Genomic DNA, 18,420 nt, shown 5'->3' with positions numbered 1-18,420 from the left:
GTAGAGCACACGTCCGACAGGGTCCGCCGGGGCCGTGACACAGCAACTACTTGGCAATTCATCGGACCGAGATCCTCCCGGGCTAGAGTCCGAGGGTATGGCGACTCCGGAAGCGCAGGCGGCGGCGAACGATCCCACGGCCATCGAGACCGGGCGCGCGGCGCGCAAACGGATCGCCCGATCCGCGCTCGGCGCGTGGAACCCGCCCGAGGACCGCGCCGACCCGCTCGCCATCCTCGAACAGCAGGCCGCCACCCGCGTCGCCGATCTGGTGCGAATCCGCTACGCGCGCATGGCCGCCGGACAGTTCCCGTTCTATCGCGGCGCGCCCGCCATCATGGCCGCCGACCTCGCCTCCGGCCCGCACACCGGGCTCACCGTGCAACTCTGCGGCGATGCGCACCTGTCGAACTTCGGGCTGTTCGCCTCGCCGGAACGCGCACTCGTATTCGACCTCAACGACTTCGACGAAACCCTGCCCGGCCCCTTCGAATGGGATGTGAAGCGGCTGGCCGCCAGCCTCGCGGTGGCGGCCCGCGCCAATGGCTGCGACGACACCGCCGCGGGCGCGGCGGCCACGGCCGCTGCGGGCGCGTATCGAGAGGCCATGAATCGATTCTCCCTGCTCGGCGAGACCGATGTCTGGTATCAGATGACCGACGCCCAGACCGTGGCCGACCTGCTCAGCCCGAAGGATCGCAAACTCATCGACAAGGTGACCTCGAAGGCGAAGTCCCGCACCAGTTTGCAGGCGCTCGACAAACTCACCGAGCCCGGACCCGACGGCACGCCCATCATTCGCCACGATCCGCCGCTGCTCATGCCCATTCCGAAAACCCTGCTGGCGGAGATCGATTCGGTGCTGTCCGACTATCGCAAGAGCCTGCCCGAGGAACGCCGGGTGCTGCTCGACCGCTATGAACTCCGGGATGTCGCAATGAAAGTCGTCGGCGTCGGCAGTGTCGGCACCCGCTGCTTCGTCGCGCTGCTCACCGGCCGCAGCACCGGCGACCCGCTGTTCCTCCAGGTGAAGCAGGCCGAGGACTCGGTGCTCGCACAACACCTGAGCGCCAGCATCTTCCGGCATCAGGGCCACCGGGTCGTGCACGGCCAGCGGCTCACCCAGGCGGCCGGCGACATCTTCCTCGGCTGGGCAACCGGCCCCGACGGCAACTTCTACTACTGGCGGCAGCTGCGCGATATGAAGGGCTCGGTCACCATCGAGGACATGTCCGCCGAACAGCTGCGGCAGTACGCGATCCTGTGCGGCCACACCCTGGCCCGCGGTCACGCCCGCTCCGGTGACCGCGTCGCCATCTCCGCCTATCTGGGCGGCAGCGACGGATTCGACCGCGCCATGGGCGAATTCGCTCTCGCCTACGCCGACCAGACCGCGCGCGACTACGAAACCCTGTTGGCCGGAATCGATTCCGGACGCATCACCGCCGCCACCGAGGAGTGAACGCGGATCAGCGCCCGGCGCGGGCGCGAATGCGATTGAGGGTCAGATTCCAGTAGGTACTGGCGATCTCCAGGGGGACACGGGGATTGGCGGCCCGCTTGGCCATCAGCAGCCGGGCGCGATTGAGAATGGCGGCCGGAGCCTTGTCGGGATGGCCGCAGTCGAACGGCGGATGCGGGTCGTATTCGAGGGCCAGCTGGATGATCTGCGCTTCCTCGGCGCCGGCGATCTCGCCGAACAGCCACAGGCCCAGGTCGATTCCGGCGGAGACGCCCGCGGCCGTGACGATCTTGCCGGACCGTACGATCCGATCGTGCGGCCGCGATGTCGCGCCGAAGGTGGCGAGCATGGGCTGAGCCAGCCAGTGCGTGGTGGCCGGATGGCCGCGCAGAATGTCGGCGGCCGCCAGCACCAGCGCACCGCTGCACACCGAGGTGGTCCACTGCGTCGTCTCGTGCACGGCCCGCAGCCAGTCGATGAGCTCCCGATTGGCCATGGCCTCGGTGGTCGCGCCCTCCGAACCGGGAACGAGCACCAGATCCGGGCTCGGCGTCTCGGCGAAGGTGTGCGTGGCACCCAGCGCCAGCACACCGCTGTCGGACACGATCGGCCCGACTTCATTGGAGACGAAACGCAATTCGCTGTCCGGCAGCATGCGCAGCGACTCATAGGGGCCGATCGCGTCCAGCACGGTCATGCCGGGATAGAGAACGATAGCGATCTGGAAGGCCATGCGGCACTCCTTCTTTCAGATACCGGTGAACCGGGCGCGGTATTCGCCCGGCGGTATGCCCAAGTGGCGGTGGAAGATTCGATAGAGGGTTTCCGGAGCGCCAATGCCCACGGCGGCGGCGACGCGATCCAGCGGCTGATCGGTGGTCTCCAGCAGCCGGCGCGCGGCGTCGACGCGCACCCGCTCGACGTAGCGGGCCGGCGTGGTGCCGAGCTCGTGGGTGAACACCCGGGAGAAATGCCGGGTACTCATGCCCGCCCGGGCCGCCAGCGCCGCCAGAGACAGATCGGCGGACAGGTTCTCCTCCACCCACGCCTGCAACTCGTGCAGCCCGTGCCGTTGTGGCGCATGCGCGCCGATCGGAGCGCTGAACTGGCTCTGCCCGCCCGGCCGGTGCAGATAGACGACCAGCCACCGCGCGATCTCCCGCGCCAGCCCCTGACCGTGATCGGCGGCCACCATGGCCAGCGCCAGATCGATGCCCGCGGTCACCCCCGCCGAGGTCCACACGCGCCCGTCCTGCACATAGATACGGTCCGGTTCGGTGATCACCTGCGGATACCGTTCGGCCAGCCGCTGACCGCCCGCCCAATGCGTGGTGGCCCGCCGTCCGTCCAGGACTCCGGCGTGCGCGAGCAGAAACGAACCGGAACACACCGACCCCACCCGCTCGGCCCGCACGCTCATGCGCGCGATCGCCGCCACCAGCGGCTCGTCCGCGGTGGCCGCCCGGATATCGAGCCCACCGGCCACCAGCAGCGTGTCCACCGGTTCCGTCCATGAGGTGAGGTCGTGCGGCGCGAGCACCGTCGTCCCCGACGCCGACCGCACCGGCCCGGACGGCGCCGCCGCGATCTCCACCCGATACCCGGGCTCCGCGCCCAGCGTGGTCGCGGAGCTGAACACATCGGCGGGCCCGGCCATGTCCAGCAGCTGGAACCCGTCGAACACCACGATCAGCACTGTCCGCATGCCTCAAGGCTGCGACCGCGACCCCGATGGCGTCAACGACACGACTATTGCAAATCCGGCCATGCCGATCGGTGACTGCCAGGAGATAGCAAAGAGGCCCGGAACCTGATGGTTCCGGGCCTCCTGCTTTGTAGCGGGGACAGGATTTGAACCTGCGACCTCTGGGTTATGAGCCCAGCGAGCTACCGAGCTGCTCCACCCCGCGTCGGTGAACACAACATTACACACGGCCGCACACCTACGCCAAATCGTCAGGTCAGAGGGGGTTTCGGGGGCGCGGCGGTGATCACGAAACAGGGGTTTCGGGACCTCGTTGCGAAGGCTGCGCAGCGGGGTGTTCACATGCGTTGACGGCCGGAATTGCGCGAAACGTGAAGTAGTTCACAATTTCAAGGTGATATACATCACATCACGGTGCTATAACAGACCGCTCGGAATTCGCAAATACAGCATAGCCAACCTGCATCAACACCATTTTTACGGTCATTCGCTTCATGCAATTCAGAAGTTATCAAGACGTGATCTGCCGAGATTTGGTCGTTATCGTCAGGAGCGGCCCGGATCAAACCTGTGATGGGCTCCGACCCGAACCGCTGCACACCGGCAACCCTGCCCCGCGGTCGGGTACCCCGACCTCCTGGGGGCAGGGCAGGCGAGCATTCGGCCTGGTAGGTGGGCACAGGGAGGGACATCGCCATGAAACAGAACCGGAAGATCAACACTCGCGTCCTGGGCCTCGCGGCCGTCACCGGCGCACTTGTTGCCGTCCCGTTCGGCTTCTCCGCAACCGCTTCCGCCGCACCGACGCACGACTGGGATGGAGTCGCCCAGTGCGAGTCCGGCGGTAACTGGGGCATCAACACCGGCAACGGCTACTACGGCGGCCTGCAGTTCTCGCACAGCACCTGGGTCGCCAACGGCGGCACCGGCATGGCGCACACCGCCAGCAAGGAAGAGCAGATCCGCGTGGCCGAGAACGTCCTCGTCAGCCAGGGCGTCGGCGCCTGGCCGGTCTGCGGCCAGTACCTGCGCGCGGGCGTCTCCGAGCCGGAGCCCGAGCCCGTCGCCCCCGCCCCCGCCCCCGCGCCCGTCGCCCCCACCGATCGTCAGGTCCTGATCGATCAGGCCAAGGAGGTCGCCGGCGGCCTGGCCCAGCAGTTCGGCGTCGAGCCCCAGTTCAACCAGGTGCTCGAGCAGAATGCCGCCCTCATCGAGTCCTGGGGTCGCTGACCCACCAGCTTTTCTCTCCCATACCGGAGAAAAGGAGAGGCGCTGCCGTCAATGGTGACGGCAGCGCCTTTCTGTTCCGCCTCTCCGCGCCTTCAGCGCCCGGCTGAGAGCCGCTCACTGTCTCGCACGCGTGCCGGCGGTCGAGAGCCGAACCGATTTCGGGCGTACCCGGTGAGTTACCCGGACCGCACGAAATCAGTTGTCGCCCTGGGTAATTTACCCGCCGGCCTTGTTGTAGGCGTTGATGGCGGTTTGCAGCTGCTCGAACGCCTTGCCCAGGGCGGCCAGGTCACCCGACTTCTGGGCGTCCGTGACGGCCTTGAGGGCGGCGTCGATCTGTTTGACCGCCTCGTCCTTGCCGGTGGTGGCCGGTGGGGTCACCGTGCCCTGATTGGGCGGTGTCCCACCCTGATTCGGCGGATTCGCGCTGCCCTGGCTGGGCGGCACCACCGTGGCGCTGCCGGCGTCCAGGCCCACCTCGCGCAGGGCCTCGGCGGAGGTCGGGGCGTAGCCGAGCTTGCCGTCGTAGGTGGTGAGCACGCGCACCAGCTGCGGGAAGGACGCGGAATTGGCTGAGCCGCTTGCCCGTTCGAGATACCACGGTTCGGCGTAGAGGAACTGGCCGCTGCCGATCGGCAGGGTCAGCAGGTTGCCGTACCTGACCTTCGCGGTATTGCCACCGGTCAGCACCGTTCGCTCACTGGAGACGCTGGGGTCGTTGGTCATTCGCGTCTGCGTCTGCTGTGGACCGTCGGTCTGTGAATCGCCCGGCAATTTCAGGATGGTGATCTTGCCGTAGTTCTTCGGATCCGACTGGACCGAGATGTACGCCGACAGGAACTGCCGCCGGAAACCGACCATGGCACTGGTCAATTGGAAGGTCGGATCGCCGGTCGACTGATCACCCATGAGCACGTAGTACGGCGGCTGATGGGCATTGCCCGCACCCTCCACCGTCGGATCACTGGGCACCGACCAGAACGAGTTGGCATTGAAGAACTCGCGCGGATCGCTCACGTGGTAGCGCGACAGCATCTCGCGCTGCACCTTGAACAGATCCTCCGGGTAGCGGAAGTGCTGGCGCAGCTCATCGCTGATCTCGCTGGCCGGCTTCACCGAACCCGGGAAGACCCCGCGCCACGCCTTCAGCACCGGATCGGTGGGATCCGACTCGTAGAGGGTGACGGTGCCGTCGTAGGCGTCCACGGTGGCCTTCACCGAATTGCGGATGTAGCTCACCTCTTTGCGCGGCAGCAGACGACCGGTGGTCTGGTCGATGCTGTCCTCGACCACGCCGTCGAGCGAGGTGCGCTCGGCGTACGGGTAGTTGTCGAGCGTGGTGTAAGCGTCCACGATCCAGAGGATCTTGCCGCCGACCACGGCCGGGTAGACGTCACCGTCCGGGGTCAGCCACGGCGCGACCTCCTGCACCCGGTCGCGCGGATTGCGATTGAAGATGATCTTCGAATCCTCGCCGATCGAGCTGGAGAACAGGATGTTCCGCTCGGCGTACTTCGCCGCGAAGGCGAGCCGGTTGAACCAGTTGCCGATCGGCACGCCGCCCGAACCGGTGTAGGAGAACCGGGCATTGTCCATGTCGTACTCGCGGGCGGGCTGGCCGTTGGCGCCCACGATCGCGTAGTCGGCATCGGTCTTGGAGATCAGCTCACCGAAGTAGATGCGCGGCTGCTCGACCTTGATGGCCTGATTCTCCGCCGGGGTGGTCGAATCGATGACCAAGGTCTTGCCGTCGACATCGAACACCGGATAACCGAAACCACCGCTCGCGCCCGAGGCGGCCTGCGCCTCCTGCGGCGGAGCCTCGTTCACCTTGTTGGCCGGGGCCGCGACGAAACCATTGCCGTGCGTGTACACGGTGTGGCGGTTGATCCAGTCCTTCTGATTGTCGGACAGGTTCTGCGGCACCAGTTCTCGGGCGCCGACAATGTAGTCCTGCTTCTGATTGCCGATGGTGTACCGGTCGATATCCAGCGGATCGGCGAACCCGAAGAAGTTCTGCCGCTGCTTCAGCTGAGTGAAGGTCGGCGTCAGCAGGTTCGGATCCAGCAGGCGGATGTTCTTGATGGTCTCGCGATCGGCCTTCTGGGACTCGGGCGTCGCCGCGGCCGGAGCACCCGCGGGCGGGTAGTCCTTGTACTCCACCGTGTCCTCAGTGATGCCGTACGCCTGCCGCGTCGCCGCGATATTGCGCTCGATGTAGGCGCTCTCCTTGGTGGCCGCGTTCGGTCGCACCGAGAACTGCTCGACGAGCAGCGGCCACACCGCGCCCACCAGGATCGAGGACAGCACCAGCAGCGCCGCCGCCATGGCCGGAATCCGCAAGTCGCGCAGGACGACTCCGGCGAAGAACGCCAGGGCGCAGATGACCGCGATGGACAGCAGGATCAGCTTGGCTGGCAGCACCGCGTTGATATCGGTGTAGGAACCACCGGTGAAGGTGTCCTTGCGCTGACTGAACAGCAGTGCGTACCGGTCGAACCAGTAGGCGACGGCCTTGAGCAGCACGAAGATTCCGGCCAGGATGGCCAGCTGCACGCGGGCCGCCGTGCTCAGCGTGCCCTCGCGGCCGGACAGCCGCAGGCCGCCGAACACGTAGTGCGTCACCAGGTTCGCGAAGAAGGCGATCACCACCGCGACGAACAGCCAGTTCACCAGCATCCGGTAGAACGGCAGATCGAAGGCGTAGAAACCGACGTCCAGATTGAACTGCGGGTCCTTCACGCCGAAGTCGCCGCCGTGCAGGAACAGCTGCACCGTCACCCAACTCGACTGCGCGACAAGGCCGGACAGCAGACCGATGATCAGCGGAATGCCGAGGCCGAACAGCCGCAGCCGGCTCATGACCGTGGTGCGGTAGCGGGCGATCGGATCACCCGGACCGGCCGACGGCACGAACACCGGGCGCGAACGATAGGCCAGGAACAGCGCCAGCCAGATGATGGCCGCCACCACCAGGGTGACCACCAGGAACAAGACGATCCGGGTCACCAGCACCGTGGTGAAGACGTTGCGGAAACCCACCTCGCCGAACCACAGCCAGTTGGTGTACGCGTCGGTGAGCCGCGGCCCGACCAATAACAGAGCCGCCAGCACCAGGGCTGTGACGAGCAGGATTCGGCTGCGTCGAGACAGCGTTGGTAAGCCGCTCGGGGGGCGCATGCCCACGATGCCACTCTCCCAGGGTCCGGCGGCGCCCGCGCCGGAATTACCGGTCGGTTCGCCGCAGTCCGATGATGAGTTTCGGTCCCAGGGGACCGTTCGCGCCCCACTCTACGTAAAACGCCCGCATTCCGGCCCATCACCCGACACGCCATATCTCAGCGGGTAGCGAAATCGGTCGGCACCCGCGCTCCCGGAGCTGGTTCCGCGATGCGAGGATTACCGCCGTGAACCCTGAGCAGTGGGCCGCGTCCGCCCTGTACCGATGCATCCGCGAAGTGGCGGAGTACGTCGACGGCGAAGGCTGGGATCGGCCGCCGCAGATGTTCGCGCTCGTGCCCACCGCCGACCTGGTCGCCGCCGAACCCGGTCTGATCGATCAGCTCGACGACGCGGCGGCGCTGACACCCATTGCGCAGGAACCGTTCCCGGACGACATCACCGGCAACTCCATGGCGCTCGACGAATTCCTGGCCACCACCAGCTGGCCCGACGCCGTCGAAGGCTGCGTGCTGGTGCAGCAGATCGTGGTGCTCCCGCCCGCCGCCGAGAAAACCCTCGACGACGCCATCGAACCCCTGCTCGCCGACCCCGACGCCGCCGACCACGCCGCCCGCCGCGCCGCCGTCACCCATCCGGGCCGCCGCGACGCCCGCCTGTTCGCCGGCGTCCTGCGCGACGGCACCTCCCTGTCGCTGCTCCAGGTCCGTCCCAGCGAGGACGAGGAAGACCCCTTCGCCGACCTGGACCTGCGCACCACCCCCAACCTGGCCCCCAACCTGGTCCAGGCCCTGCGCCACACCTTCGAGAACGAACCCGACGACTTCGACTGAGCCGCCAACTCGTTGAGGGCAACCCTCGTCATCCCGGCATGTTTTCGGCCGGGATCCACACAGTCCCGCGCATGAGCCGACCGTGTGGATCCCGGCCAAAAGCGCGCCGGGATGACGGGAGGGCTATCCGCAGGAGGGAGTGTCTTTCCCCGCCTTGATGGCTTCGAGGGAATCCACTGCGCTGCCGAGGTTTTCGACCTTGACCAGGCGTAGGCCGTCCGGGGTGCGCTGGAGGGCCTCGTTGCAGTTGGCGGCGGGGACCAGGAAGGTTTCGGCGCCGGCTTCGCGGGCGGCCATCATCTTGTATTGGATGCCGCCGATCGGGCCGACCTTGCCGTCGGGGTCGATGGTGCCGGTGCCCGCCACGAACTTGCCGCCGCTGAGTTCACCCGGGGTGAGCTTGTCGATGAGTGCCAGGGTGAACATGAGACCCGCGGAGGGGCCACCGATTTCGGCCAGGTTGAAGTCGACCTGGATGGGGCCGGTGGACTTCTCCACCGGAGTGATTCCCAGATAACCCTTTTCGGCGTCGTCGGGGCGCGCGCCCACGGTGACCTCGGCCCGCTGCTCGACGCCGTCGCGCTTGAACACCACCGGAATCACCGTGCCGGGCTTCGTGGATGACACCGCCGCCACCACGTCCTTGGCCGTCACGATCGGTTTACCGTCGACGCTCACCAGCAGATCGCCCTTGCGCACGGCGTCCTTGGCCGGACCGTCCTCGGTGACATTCACCAGTTCGACCGCGGTCGGCATCTTCAGATAATTCAGCGCCGCCAATTCCGCGTCGTCTTCGGAGTTCTTGAACTCCTGCTGATTCGATTTGTCGATTTCCTCACGCGAGACGCCGGGCGGATACACCTCCGCGCGCGGGACGAGCCCGTGCTGACCGTCCAGCCACAGCCCGAACGCCTCGAAGATATTCAGCCGATCGCGAACGGAGACCGTCGTCATATTCAGGTTGCCGGTGGTCGGATCGACGGGCACATCCCGCACCTCGACCACCTGTTTTCCCTCGACATCGCCCAGCGTATTGAAGGTCGGCCCAGGTCCGAGCGCCACGAACGGGACGGTGACGACGCTGCCCACGATTCCCAGCACCAGAATCGGGATCAGGGCGGCGAGCAGGGTGAATATGCGGCGGTTCACCGGGCCAAGGGTACCGATGGTGTGCCCGATTGCCGCGTCCGCTCGCCGGTTCGCACCCTGCGCGGCTCCAGTACCGTAGTGACTATGAGTGATTTCCCGTTCGGATTCTCGAATCGCGACGACGACCCGGAGCGCAAGCCGGGCGACCAGTCCAGCGGTTCCGGTGCGAACAATCCGTTCGGATTCCCGCTCGGCGGGTCCGGCGGAGCCGGGTTCGATCCCTCGCAGCTCGGTCAGATGCTCCAGCAGCTCGGCGCCATGTTCACCAGCATGAGCACGCCGGGCGGCGCGGAGTCCGGCCCGGTGAACTACGACATCGCCAAGCGGCTGGCCCGCCAGCAGCTCGGGGCGAGCGTGACCCCGGTCAGCGCGGGCTCCCAGCGCGCCGTCACCGATGCCGCGCACCTGGCCGAACTCTGGCTGGATCAGGCCACCACCTTCCCGGCCGGCGCCACCAAGACCGTGGCGTGGACGGCCAACGACTGGATCGAGGAGACACTGCCCACCTGGAAGCGGCTGTGTGATCCTGTCGCCCAGCAGGTTTCGGGCATGTGGACCGCCACCCTGCCGGAGGAGGCCAAGCAGATCGCGGGCCCCATGATGGGCATGCTCGGGCAGATGGGCGGCCTGGCCTTCGGCTCGCAGCTGGGTCAGGCGCTGGGCCAGCTCGCCAAGGAGGTGCTGACCTCCACCGATATCGGCCTGCCGCTCGGCCCGGCCGGCACCGCGGCGCTCATGCCCGCGGCCATCGCCGAATTCAGTGAGGGCCTGGAGCAGCCGGAGAGCGAGATCCTGGTCTATCTGGCCGCGCGCGAGGCCGCGCATCAGCGCCTGTTCGCGCACGTGCCGTGGCTGCGCCAGCAGGTGCTGGGCGCGGTGGAGGATTACGCGCGCGGCATCAAGATGGATTTCTCCGCCATCGAGCAGGCGGCGCAGAGCATCGACCCGATGACCATCGCCTCCGACCCGTCCAAGCTCGAAGAACTGCTCGCGCAGGGCACTTTCGAGCCGCAGACCACCCCGGAGCAGAAGGCGGCGCTGGAACGGCTCGAGACGCTGCTCGCGCTCATCGAGGGCTGGGTGGAGGTCGTGGTGACCGACGCGGTCGGCGACCGGCTGCCCGGTGCGGGTGCGCTGGCCGAGACGCTGCGCCGGCGCCGCGCCACCGGCGGCCCGGCCGAGCAGACCTTCGCGACCCTGGTCGGACTGGAACTGCGCCCCCGCAAGGTGCGCGAGGCCGCGGCATTGTGGCGGCGGCTCACCACCGACACCGGCGTCGAAAAGCGCGACGGTGTCTGGGCGCACCCGGACCTGCTGCCGGACTCCTCCGACCTGGACTCCCCCGCCGGCTTCATCGACTCCGTGATCGGCGGCGGCACAACCGCTTTCGACGATCCGCTGGCGCAGCTGGCGGAGACGCTGGAGAAGGAGCGGCTGGAGCAGGAGAAGAAGGCCGAGGAGCCCGAGGACAAGGGCAACTCCGGCGATTCGCCCGCTTAGGACGGCACCGGACCCGGCATCGGTGAACCTGTGGATAACCCGCGAAAGCGCTGATGGTCAGGCGTTTTCGCGGGTTTCTTCGTTTCCGGGGCGTCGCATACTGCGGAGGTGACCACTGCGACGAGCACCCGCGGCCCGATGCTGCATCCCAAACTGGCCGTGCTGATACGCCGGGACGGGCGGGTGCAGCTGGGCTGGCACTCCGAGCGCGCCGTCATCGTGCGGCTGCCAGGTCCGCCGGACGCCGTGCCGAAACTGCTGCGGCTCTTCGACGGCACCACCGAGCTGTCGCAGATCCTGTGTTCGGCAAGCACATTGGGTTTCGATGCCGCGACCACGCGCGCCCTGCTCGAGGAGCTCGCGGCCGCCGAACTGCTGCTGCCCGAACGACCGCGCGGGCGGTTGCGCACCGTGCGGATCCACGGGCGGGGGCCGCTGTCGGATGTGCTGCTCGAAGGAGTGCGGCGCATCGGGTTGCGGGCGGCGCGAACCGGCGAGGCGGAGCCCGCTCGATCGGCCCGGCCCGATACGGCACGGGCTGCCCGGCCGGATCCGGCGCGACCCGATCTCGTGGTGCTGGCCGATGCGCTGGTCCCCGACCCCGCCTGCGCCGCGGACCTCATGCGCAGGCGCATCCCCCACCTCCAGGTGCGCATCCGGGACGGGCACGGGGTCATCGGCCCGCTGGTGCTGCCCGGTGAGACCAGCTGCCTGCGCTGCGCCGATCTGCATCGCTGCGATCGCGAGCCGGAGTGGCCGCGGCTCGCGGCACAGCTACTGGGCCGCACCGGCTACGCCTCCCCCGCCGGTGTCGCGGCGGCTGCCGCCCTGGCGCTCAACGAGCTCGAGACGGTCGCGCACGGCAACCCGTCCCATCCACCCGCGACGTTGAACGCCACTCTCGAACTGAATCTGGATTCGCACCGGTTGGATCGCCGCCGCTGGATTGCGCATCCGCAGTGCGACTGCGGAGTTATGAGCGGGAGGGTCGCACTGTGATGGATAACACGGTCATGGGTGACCCGGGAGAACACCGAATTCCCATAGCGCCCCGTCTGGGACATCGGCATGATGGGAACGTGTCAGAGATTGTGAGCAAGCGCTCTTCCCGCAATGCCAAGTTGGCCAAGATTCCACTCGGCATCGCAGGGCGGGCGGCCGTCGGATTCGGCCGCAAACTTGCCGGGGGAGACAAGACGGAAATCAATGCCGAACTGAATCAGAAGGCGGCCGAACAGCTTTTCGCCGTCCTCGGCGAGCTCAAGGGCGGCGCCATGAAGTTCGGGCAGGCGCTGAGCGTCATGGAGGCGGCGGTCCCCGAGGAGTTCGGCGAGCACTACCGCGAGGCGCTCACCAAGTTGCAGGCCGCGGCCCCGCCCATGCCGGCCGCCGCCGTGCACAAGCAGCTCGACCAGCAGCTCGGCACCGGCTGGCGGCAGCGCTTCAAGCATTTCGACGACACCCCGACCGCCTCGGCCAGCATCGGCCAGGTGCACAAGGCCGAATGGTCCGACGGGCGCACGGTCGCGGTGAAGGTGCAGTACCCGGGTGCCGACGAAGCGCTGCGCTCGGACCTCAAGACGCTCAACCGCATGGCGAGCATGATCGGCGCGCTCATTCCCGGCGCGGATGTGAAGCCGATTCTGGCCGAGATCAGCGAGCGCACCGAAGAGGAGCTCGACTACCGCATCGAGGGCGGCCATCAGCGTCAGTTCGCCAAGGCGTTCGCCGAGCATCCGCGCTTCCTGGTGCCGAAAGTCGTTGCGAGCGCGCCGAAGGTGATCGTCACCGAGTGGCTGGACAATGCCACTCCGGTCTCGAAGATCATCGAGCGCGGCGCGGCGGATCCGGCCGGCACGGTCGAGCTGCGCAATCGCACCGCCGCCCTGATGGGCGAATTCCATTTCAGCTCACCGGCCATCGCGGGCCTGCTGCACGCCGATCCGCATCCCGGCAATTTCATGGTGCTCGAGGACGGCCGCCTCGCCGTCATCGACTACGGCGCCTGCGCTCCGCTGCCCAATGGTTTCCCGCCCATTCTGGGTCAGCTGGTGGCGCTCGAGGTGGAGGACCGCTACGACGAGCTGGTCGAACTGCTACACGCGAACGGCTGGGTGATTCCCGGTAAAACGGTGAGCCGCCAGGAGATTCAGGATTACCTGCGCCCCTTCACCGATCCGATCAAGACCGAGACCTTCCACTTCACCCGCAAGTGGATGCAGCGCGTGGCGGGCAAGGCCACCGACATCAGCAATACCGACATGATGAAAACCGCTCGCTCCCTGCAACTTCCGGCCGAGCACATCATGATCTTCCGCGTCCTCGGCGGTTCGGTCGGCATCTGCGCTCAGCTCGACGCCGAGATCCCCTTCATGAAGCTCATGCACGACTGGGTGCCCGGCTACGCCGAATACCGCACCGCCAGCTGAAAACAGCTGCCCCACAAAACAACACGACCCGCTTACCGTCAGGTAAGCGGGTCGTATCGGTTCTACTCCCCCGTCATACAGGGGGCTCATGCCACCGCGACCTTGCGCGGGCGGCCGCGAGGCCGCTTGCGGGCGATCACGACACCCTGGTCGAAGATCTCACCACCCCACACACCCCAGGGCTCGGCCCGATCGATGGCGGCCGACAGGCAGCCCTGGCGGATCGGGCAGGCAGCGCAGAGCGCCTTCGCCTCTTCCAGCTGGGCCGGGCTCTCGGCGAACCACAGGTCGGGGTTGCCCACTCGGCAAGGGAGGGTCAAAGCGACAACCCGGCGGCGGGTAGTCGGGGCCACGGTGTTGCGGCATGTCACGCGGTCACGGGTAACCGTGTTCGACACGTCGTGCTCCTTCAGCTCGTGCAGCGGTCGTTTCGTTGGTGGTCCGCGAAACCGGTGCCGGTGGCCGAAGGGCCGGATAGAAATATGGCCACGGTTTCGCGTCTATCGCGATCCGTGGCCAGGGGCTGGGAGTGAGATCCCTACCTGAGTCGACTTCGGTGTCGACTCCTGATCACGGTCGCTGGGTGGGTGGTCGGGCGGAGGCGGGCTGCCAGTACGTCGGCCAGAGTGATTCCGGCTTCGATATCGACGGCGACGGTTCCGGTAGCCGCATACGCGACTGCCGGGTGCCAGCCACCCATGGGCTTGTCCTGCTTGACGATGTGCTTCGGCGCTTGGGCTTTGGTTGCGAAAACCTGAAGGCCAAGATCGGAGCCGCGCTCGCTGTGGCTGGACAGACGAATCCCCTGCATGGCGAGGATCCCCCGGGAGGCCGACAACGCCGACTGGTTGCACAGTGCGGGTGTGAACGCGACAGCGCCGGCCGCGGCAAAGTTGCCGTTCCGGTCGAAGCTCGTGATGTTCACCATTGGTCTGCCTCCCTCCTTCACTCGTTAGCGATCAGTTCCTATGCGCGCCGGGAAGACCCTTCCCGTGTGCATGTCAAACACCCTAGGTAGATATACGGGTACGCACAACCTATTTTTGACCAGCACTTTTGCGGTCTTGCGCACTACTGGTTCGCGCTGTTGGATCTGGATCGCACAATGGCGAGCACATCCGCGCCGTAGGTCTGCAGTTTCTTCGCGCCGATCCCGGGGATGGCGACCAGGGCGCGATCGTCGGCCGGGCGCTGCTCGGCGATGGCCGTGAGCGTCACATCGCTGAACACCACGAAATGCGGCAGGGACAGGGCGTCGGCCTTCTCCTTGCGCCATTCCTTGAGCGCCTCGAGCAGCCCGGTGTCGATATCCGCGGGGCAGCGGTTGCAGCGGCCGAGCATGGTCGCGGCGGTATTGAGCAGCGGGCGGCCACACACGCGGCAGGTCGGCAGGACCCGCTTCGGGCCGCGCGGGGCGGTGGTGTGCTTGGCGATGCGCGAGGCCGGGGAATCGTCGGGGACCAGACCGGCCAGGAAGCGGGAGCGGCGGCGGATCTTGCGGCCGCCCGCGGAACGTGCCAGGGCCCAGGACAATTGGAGATGCTCGCGGGCCCGGGTGACGCCCACGTAGAGCAGGCGGCGCTCCTCCTCGAGGGCGGTCTCGTCCGCGACCGCGCCGTCGGAACCGAGCACGTGCTGGATGGGCATGGTGCCGTCGGCCAGGCCGACCAGGAATACCGCGTCCCATTCCAGGCCCTTGGCGGCGTGCAGGGAGGCCAGGGTGACGCCCTGCACGGTCGGCGCGTGCCTGGCCTCCGAGCGCAGGGCGAGCTCGCGCAGCAGGCCGGTCAGATCGAGACCCGAGTCGGGGTCTGCGTCGAGCCCGGCTTCGTCACGTTCGTCGCCGGACCCGGCGTCTCCGTCTACAGGCTCGGCGTCGGCGTCGTAGCCGACGAGTTCCTCGGTGAGCTGGACCAGGGCCATGAGCGAGGCCCAGCGTTCGCGGGCCTGCGCGCCGGTGGGTTCCTCCTTGGTGAGGCCGATGCCGCGCAGGATCGCGCGCACGAGCGTCACCAGGTTGGCGCCGCGGGCGTCGGGCAGATCGTCGCGGGTGTGGGCCTGGCGCAGCGCCTGGACGGCCTGCCGCACCTCGGGGCGCTGGAAGAAGCCTTCGCCGCCGCGCACCTGGTACGGGATACCGGCCTCGGTGAGCGCCTGCTCGTACACCTCGGATTGGGCGTTGATGCGGTAGAGGACCGCGATTTCGGCTGCGGGAACGCCCTTTTCGAGCAGTTTGGCAATGGCGCGGGCGGTGCCCGCGGCTTCGGCGGGCTCGTCGTCGAATTCGGCGAAGACCGGTTCCGGACCGTCGGGCCGCTGGCCGATCAGTTGCAGGCGGGTGCCCGCGATACGGCCGCGCGCCGCGCCGATCACCCGGTTGGCCAGCGACACCACCTGCGGGGTGGACCGGTAGTCGCGTTCCAGCCGCACCACCGTGGCCTCCGGGAAGCGGCGCGAGAAGTCCAGCAGGAAGGCCGGACTCGCGCCGGTGAAGGAGTAGATGGTCTGGTTGGCGTCGCCGACCACGGTCAGATCGTCGCGTTCGCCCAGCCAGGCGTCGAGCACCCGCTGCTGGAGCGGCGTGACGTCCTGGTACTCGTCGACCACGAAGCAGCGGTAGCGGTTGCGGAACTCCTCGGCCACCGAGACGTAGTCCTCGAGCGCGGCCGCGGTGTGCAGCAGCAGATCGTCGAAGTCCAGCAGCAGGCCGTCGGGGGTGGCCTTCAGCTTCTCGTACACGGCGTACACGTCGGCGACCTTGGATGCCTCGTAGGGCGCGTCTCGATGCAGTCGCGCCACCGCGCCCGCGTAGTCCTCGGGGGCGATGAGCGAGCCCTTGGCCCACTCGATTTCGCTGGTGAGATCGCGCAGCGTCTCGGTGTCGGTGGACAGTCCGACCCCGCGCGCGGCCTGCGCGACGATCGGGAACTTGCCCTCGATGAGCCGCCACGGCACATCGCCGACCACCTGCGGCCAGAAGTACTTGAGCTGCCGCAGCGCCGCCGCGTGGAAGGTGCGCGCCTGCACCTGCCCGGCGTCGCCGCCGAGCCCGAGTTCCCGCAGGCGGTTGCGTAGTTCCCCGGCCGCCCGCGCCGTGAAGGTCACCGCCAGCACCTGATCGGCCCGCACGTGCCCGGCCGAGACCAGGTGTGCGATGCGATGGGTGATGGTGCGCGTCTTGCCTGTTCCCGCACCGGCCAGCACGCACACCGGGCCCCGGGGTGCGCGCACGGCCGCCGCCTGCTCGGCATCGAGGTCGTCGAGCCGGAGCTTGGTGGTCGTCGCGGCAGTCACGCGCACCATCATGGCAGCAGGCTCCGACAGCGTCGGCACTATGCGCCCACCGAGGGCACGGTGACTTCGGGCGGCCGCCTCACAGGACCGACCGTTCTGCACAATTACTGTCTTTTCGTGACAACCGACACGCCCCCGGAGACCGCCGAAACCCACGAACGGCACGCCTCCTGGATGGAGCTGTTCTTCGACCTCGTCGCGGTGGCCGGCATCGGCCAGCTCACCCATCTGCTGCACCGCGGGCCCGCGCTCGGCGACTTCGCCCTGTACGCCCTGCTCTACCTGGCCTTCTGGATGGTCTGGGCGGTGATCATGCTGTACGGCAATATCGCCCGCGACCACACCCGGGTGCCGCTCATGCTGGCCGCCATGCTCGGTCTCGGCGTCATGATCGCGGCCGTGGCCGGCATCCCGGACCGGCACGCGACCGCCTTCGCCGCCGTCTACGTGATCGTGCGCATCGCCTCCGGCCGGCTGTGGGGGCGCGGCAAGGTCGTAGTGGATTGGCCGACAATCGAACTCGGCGTGGGCGTGCTGCCGTGGCTCGTGTCGCTGTGGGTGCCCGAACCGTGGAAGTACGTGTGCTGGGCCGTCGGCCTCACCCTCGACGTGTGGGTCATGTTCGCCGTCACCGGCGAGAAACTGCTCACCGAAGTGCAGGGGCACTTCGATCGGCGGCTGCGGCGCATGCGCAGAATTCGCGACTTCGACCTCGACCAGGTGCCGAAAATCCAGGCGGTGCACACCGATCCGGCGCATCTGGGCGAACGGCTGGGCCTCTACGTGATCATCGTGCTCGGTGAGGGCGTGATCGTGGTGATCAATGCCGTGGGCGGCGTCGCCTGGAACGCGCGCGTGCTGACCCTCGGCTTCGCGGCCTTCGTCATCCTCGCCGGACTGTGGGCGCTGACCCTGCTCTACGGCGTGGTGGCGCGGCTGCTCACCGGTTCGGTGCCGGACGAGAAATTCCCGCGCCGGCACGTCCTGGCCATGCACTGCTTCCTCACCGGGGCCATCGCCATGATCGCGGGCGGGCTGGGGCTGACCATCGACCACGCCGCGGGCCATCTGAGCACCGGAATCGGCTGGGCCCTGTGTGGCGGCGCGGCAGGGTATTTCACCATCACGGCGCTGGTCGGCCTGCGCACCCGGCCGGGCTGGAAGTGGAGTCTGATCTGGCCGGTGCCGTGCGCTGTCGCCGCGGTGGCGCTCGGAATCCTCGCCCCGCACATCGGGGCGCTGGGCGCGGTGTGCGGGCTGGCCGTGGTGATCCTGTGGCCGCTGGCCTGGGAGACCCGGGCCGATCGGCTGCGACGCGGCGGCTCGGGTGCGCGGGCGGGCGGCCAGGGAACATGATCGGGGGCGACCTCGTTGCATGAACCGTGACTGCAACCGATCTGACCATGTACTCGACGACCTGGTGTGGCTACTGCCGCCGGCTCGAGAAGCAACTCGACGAGGCCGGCATCACCTACACCAAGGTCGATATCGAAGAGAATCCCGAGGCCGCTGAATTCGTGGGCAGCGTGAACAATGGGAATCACGTGGTGCCGACCGTCAAGTACAGCGACGGGTCGACCGCCACCAATCCCAGCCTCGTACAGGTCAAGCAGGCGCTCGCCGCCATCGGCTGAACGC

General features: G+C 67.7%; 15 protein-coding genes and 1 tRNA gene. 8 read left to right on the top strand and 8 right to left on the bottom strand.

Features of this window, described 5'->3' with window-relative positions; all coding sequences use genetic code 11:
* Positions 1 to 97: 97 nt before the first annotated feature.
* Positions 98 to 1,462 carry a DUF2252 domain-containing protein gene (locus tag H0264_RS12955; RefSeq protein ID WP_181584182.1) on the top strand — a complete coding sequence of 455 codons (1,365 nt, stop codon included), beginning with the start codon at positions 98 to 100 and terminating at the stop codon, positions 1,460 to 1,462.
* 7 nt (positions 1,463 to 1,469) lie between these two features.
* Here H0264_RS12955 and H0264_RS12950 read toward each other — a convergent pair whose 3' ends face one another.
* The 3 genes from H0264_RS12950 to H0264_RS12940 form a co-directional block, all read right to left on the bottom strand.
* Positions 1,470 to 2,195, bottom strand: coding sequence for a DJ-1/PfpI family protein (locus H0264_RS12950; RefSeq protein WP_181584181.1), 726 nt, complete (start codon positions 2,193 to 2,195; stop codon positions 1,470 to 1,472).
* A 15-nt stretch (positions 2,196 to 2,210) separates the two neighbouring features.
* Positions 2,211 to 3,167, bottom strand: a complete 957-nt coding sequence (locus tag H0264_RS12945) for a GlxA family transcriptional regulator (protein ID WP_181584180.1) — start codon at positions 3,165 to 3,167, stop codon at positions 2,211 to 2,213.
* 131 nt (positions 3,168 to 3,298) lie between these two features.
* Positions 3,299 to 3,372, bottom strand: a tRNA-Met gene (locus tag H0264_RS12940).
* A gap of 491 nt (positions 3,373 to 3,863) precedes the next feature.
* On the opposite strand from H0264_RS12940, the gene H0264_RS12935 reads away from it, so the two are divergent.
* Positions 3,864 to 4,397: a transglycosylase family protein gene (locus H0264_RS12935; RefSeq protein ID WP_181584179.1), complete on the top strand. Its 534-nt coding sequence runs from the start codon at positions 3,864 to 3,866 to the stop codon at positions 4,395 to 4,397.
* Positions 4,398 to 4,613: 216 nt separating this feature from the next.
* Here the strand turns inward: H0264_RS12935 and H0264_RS12930 are convergent, their stop codons facing one another.
* Complete coding sequence (locus H0264_RS12930) at positions 4,614 to 7,583, bottom strand: UPF0182 family protein (protein ID WP_181584178.1); 2,970 nt, start codon at positions 7,581 to 7,583, stop codon at positions 4,614 to 4,616.
* Positions 7,584 to 7,804: 221 nt separating this feature from the next.
* Here H0264_RS12930 and H0264_RS12925 point away from each other — a divergent pair, with 221 nt between their 5' ends.
* A complete protein-coding gene (locus H0264_RS12925) occupies positions 7,805 to 8,410 on the top strand; it encodes a PPA1309 family protein (RefSeq protein ID WP_181584177.1) in 606 nt (201 codons plus the stop codon).
* 123 nt (positions 8,411 to 8,533) lie between these two features.
* Here the strand turns inward: H0264_RS12925 and H0264_RS12920 are convergent, their stop codons facing one another.
* On the bottom strand, positions 8,534 to 9,559 hold the full coding sequence (locus H0264_RS12920) for a YlbL family protein (protein ID WP_181584176.1): 1,026 nt from the start codon (positions 9,557 to 9,559) through the stop codon (positions 8,534 to 8,536).
* An 84-nt stretch (positions 9,560 to 9,643) separates the two neighbouring features.
* Between H0264_RS12920 and H0264_RS12915 the strand changes: the two genes are divergently transcribed.
* From H0264_RS12915 to H0264_RS12905, 3 genes are all read left to right on the top strand, one after another.
* The gene (locus tag H0264_RS12915) at positions 9,644 to 11,059 is read left to right on the top strand and encodes a zinc-dependent metalloprotease (RefSeq protein ID WP_181584175.1); all 1,416 of its coding nucleotides are present in this window, start codon (positions 9,644 to 9,646) and stop codon (positions 11,057 to 11,059) included.
* 108 nt (positions 11,060 to 11,167) lie between these two features.
* Positions 11,168 to 12,058: a TOMM precursor leader peptide-binding protein gene (locus H0264_RS12910; protein WP_231083013.1), complete on the top strand. Its 891-nt coding sequence runs from the start codon at positions 11,168 to 11,170 to the stop codon at positions 12,056 to 12,058.
* A gap of 80 nt (positions 12,059 to 12,138) precedes the next feature.
* On the top strand, positions 12,139 to 13,488 hold the full coding sequence (locus H0264_RS12905; protein ID WP_244976171.1) for an ABC1 kinase family protein: 1,350 nt from the start codon (positions 12,139 to 12,141) through the stop codon (positions 13,486 to 13,488).
* A gap of 86 nt (positions 13,489 to 13,574) precedes the next feature.
* Here H0264_RS12905 and H0264_RS12900 read toward each other — a convergent pair whose 3' ends face one another.
* From H0264_RS12900 to H0264_RS12890, 3 genes are all read right to left on the bottom strand, one after another.
* Complete coding sequence (locus H0264_RS12900) at positions 13,575 to 13,859, bottom strand: WhiB family transcriptional regulator (RefSeq protein WP_181585506.1); 285 nt, start codon at positions 13,857 to 13,859, stop codon at positions 13,575 to 13,577.
* A 167-nt stretch (positions 13,860 to 14,026) separates the two neighbouring features.
* A complete protein-coding gene (locus H0264_RS12895; RefSeq protein WP_181584173.1) occupies positions 14,027 to 14,416 on the bottom strand; it encodes a hypothetical protein in 390 nt (129 codons plus the stop codon).
* A 143-nt stretch (positions 14,417 to 14,559) separates the two neighbouring features.
* The gene (locus H0264_RS12890; protein ID WP_181584172.1) at positions 14,560 to 16,794 is read right to left on the bottom strand and encodes an ATP-dependent DNA helicase UvrD2; all 2,235 of its coding nucleotides are present in this window, start codon (positions 16,792 to 16,794) and stop codon (positions 14,560 to 14,562) included.
* Between the two features lie 105 nt (positions 16,795 to 16,899).
* Here H0264_RS12890 and H0264_RS12885 point away from each other — a divergent pair, with 105 nt between their 5' ends.
* Both H0264_RS12885 and H0264_RS12880 read left to right on the top strand, forming a co-directional pair.
* The gene (locus H0264_RS12885; RefSeq protein WP_244976170.1) at positions 16,900 to 18,138 is read left to right on the top strand and encodes a low temperature requirement protein A; all 1,239 of its coding nucleotides are present in this window, start codon (positions 16,900 to 16,902) and stop codon (positions 18,136 to 18,138) included.
* Between the two features lie 26 nt (positions 18,139 to 18,164).
* A complete protein-coding gene (locus H0264_RS12880) occupies positions 18,165 to 18,416 on the top strand; it encodes a mycoredoxin (protein WP_276313938.1) in 252 nt (83 codons plus the stop codon).
* The last annotated feature ends 4 nt before the right edge of the window (positions 18,417 to 18,420 follow it).

This window comes from Nocardia huaxiensis, assembly GCF_013744875.1.
Classification (GTDB): Bacteria; Actinomycetota; Actinomycetes; order Mycobacteriales; family Mycobacteriaceae; genus Nocardia; species Nocardia huaxiensis.
Note: the sequence above shows the minus strand (reverse complement) of the source record. Positions and strands in the feature narration are given on the sequence as shown.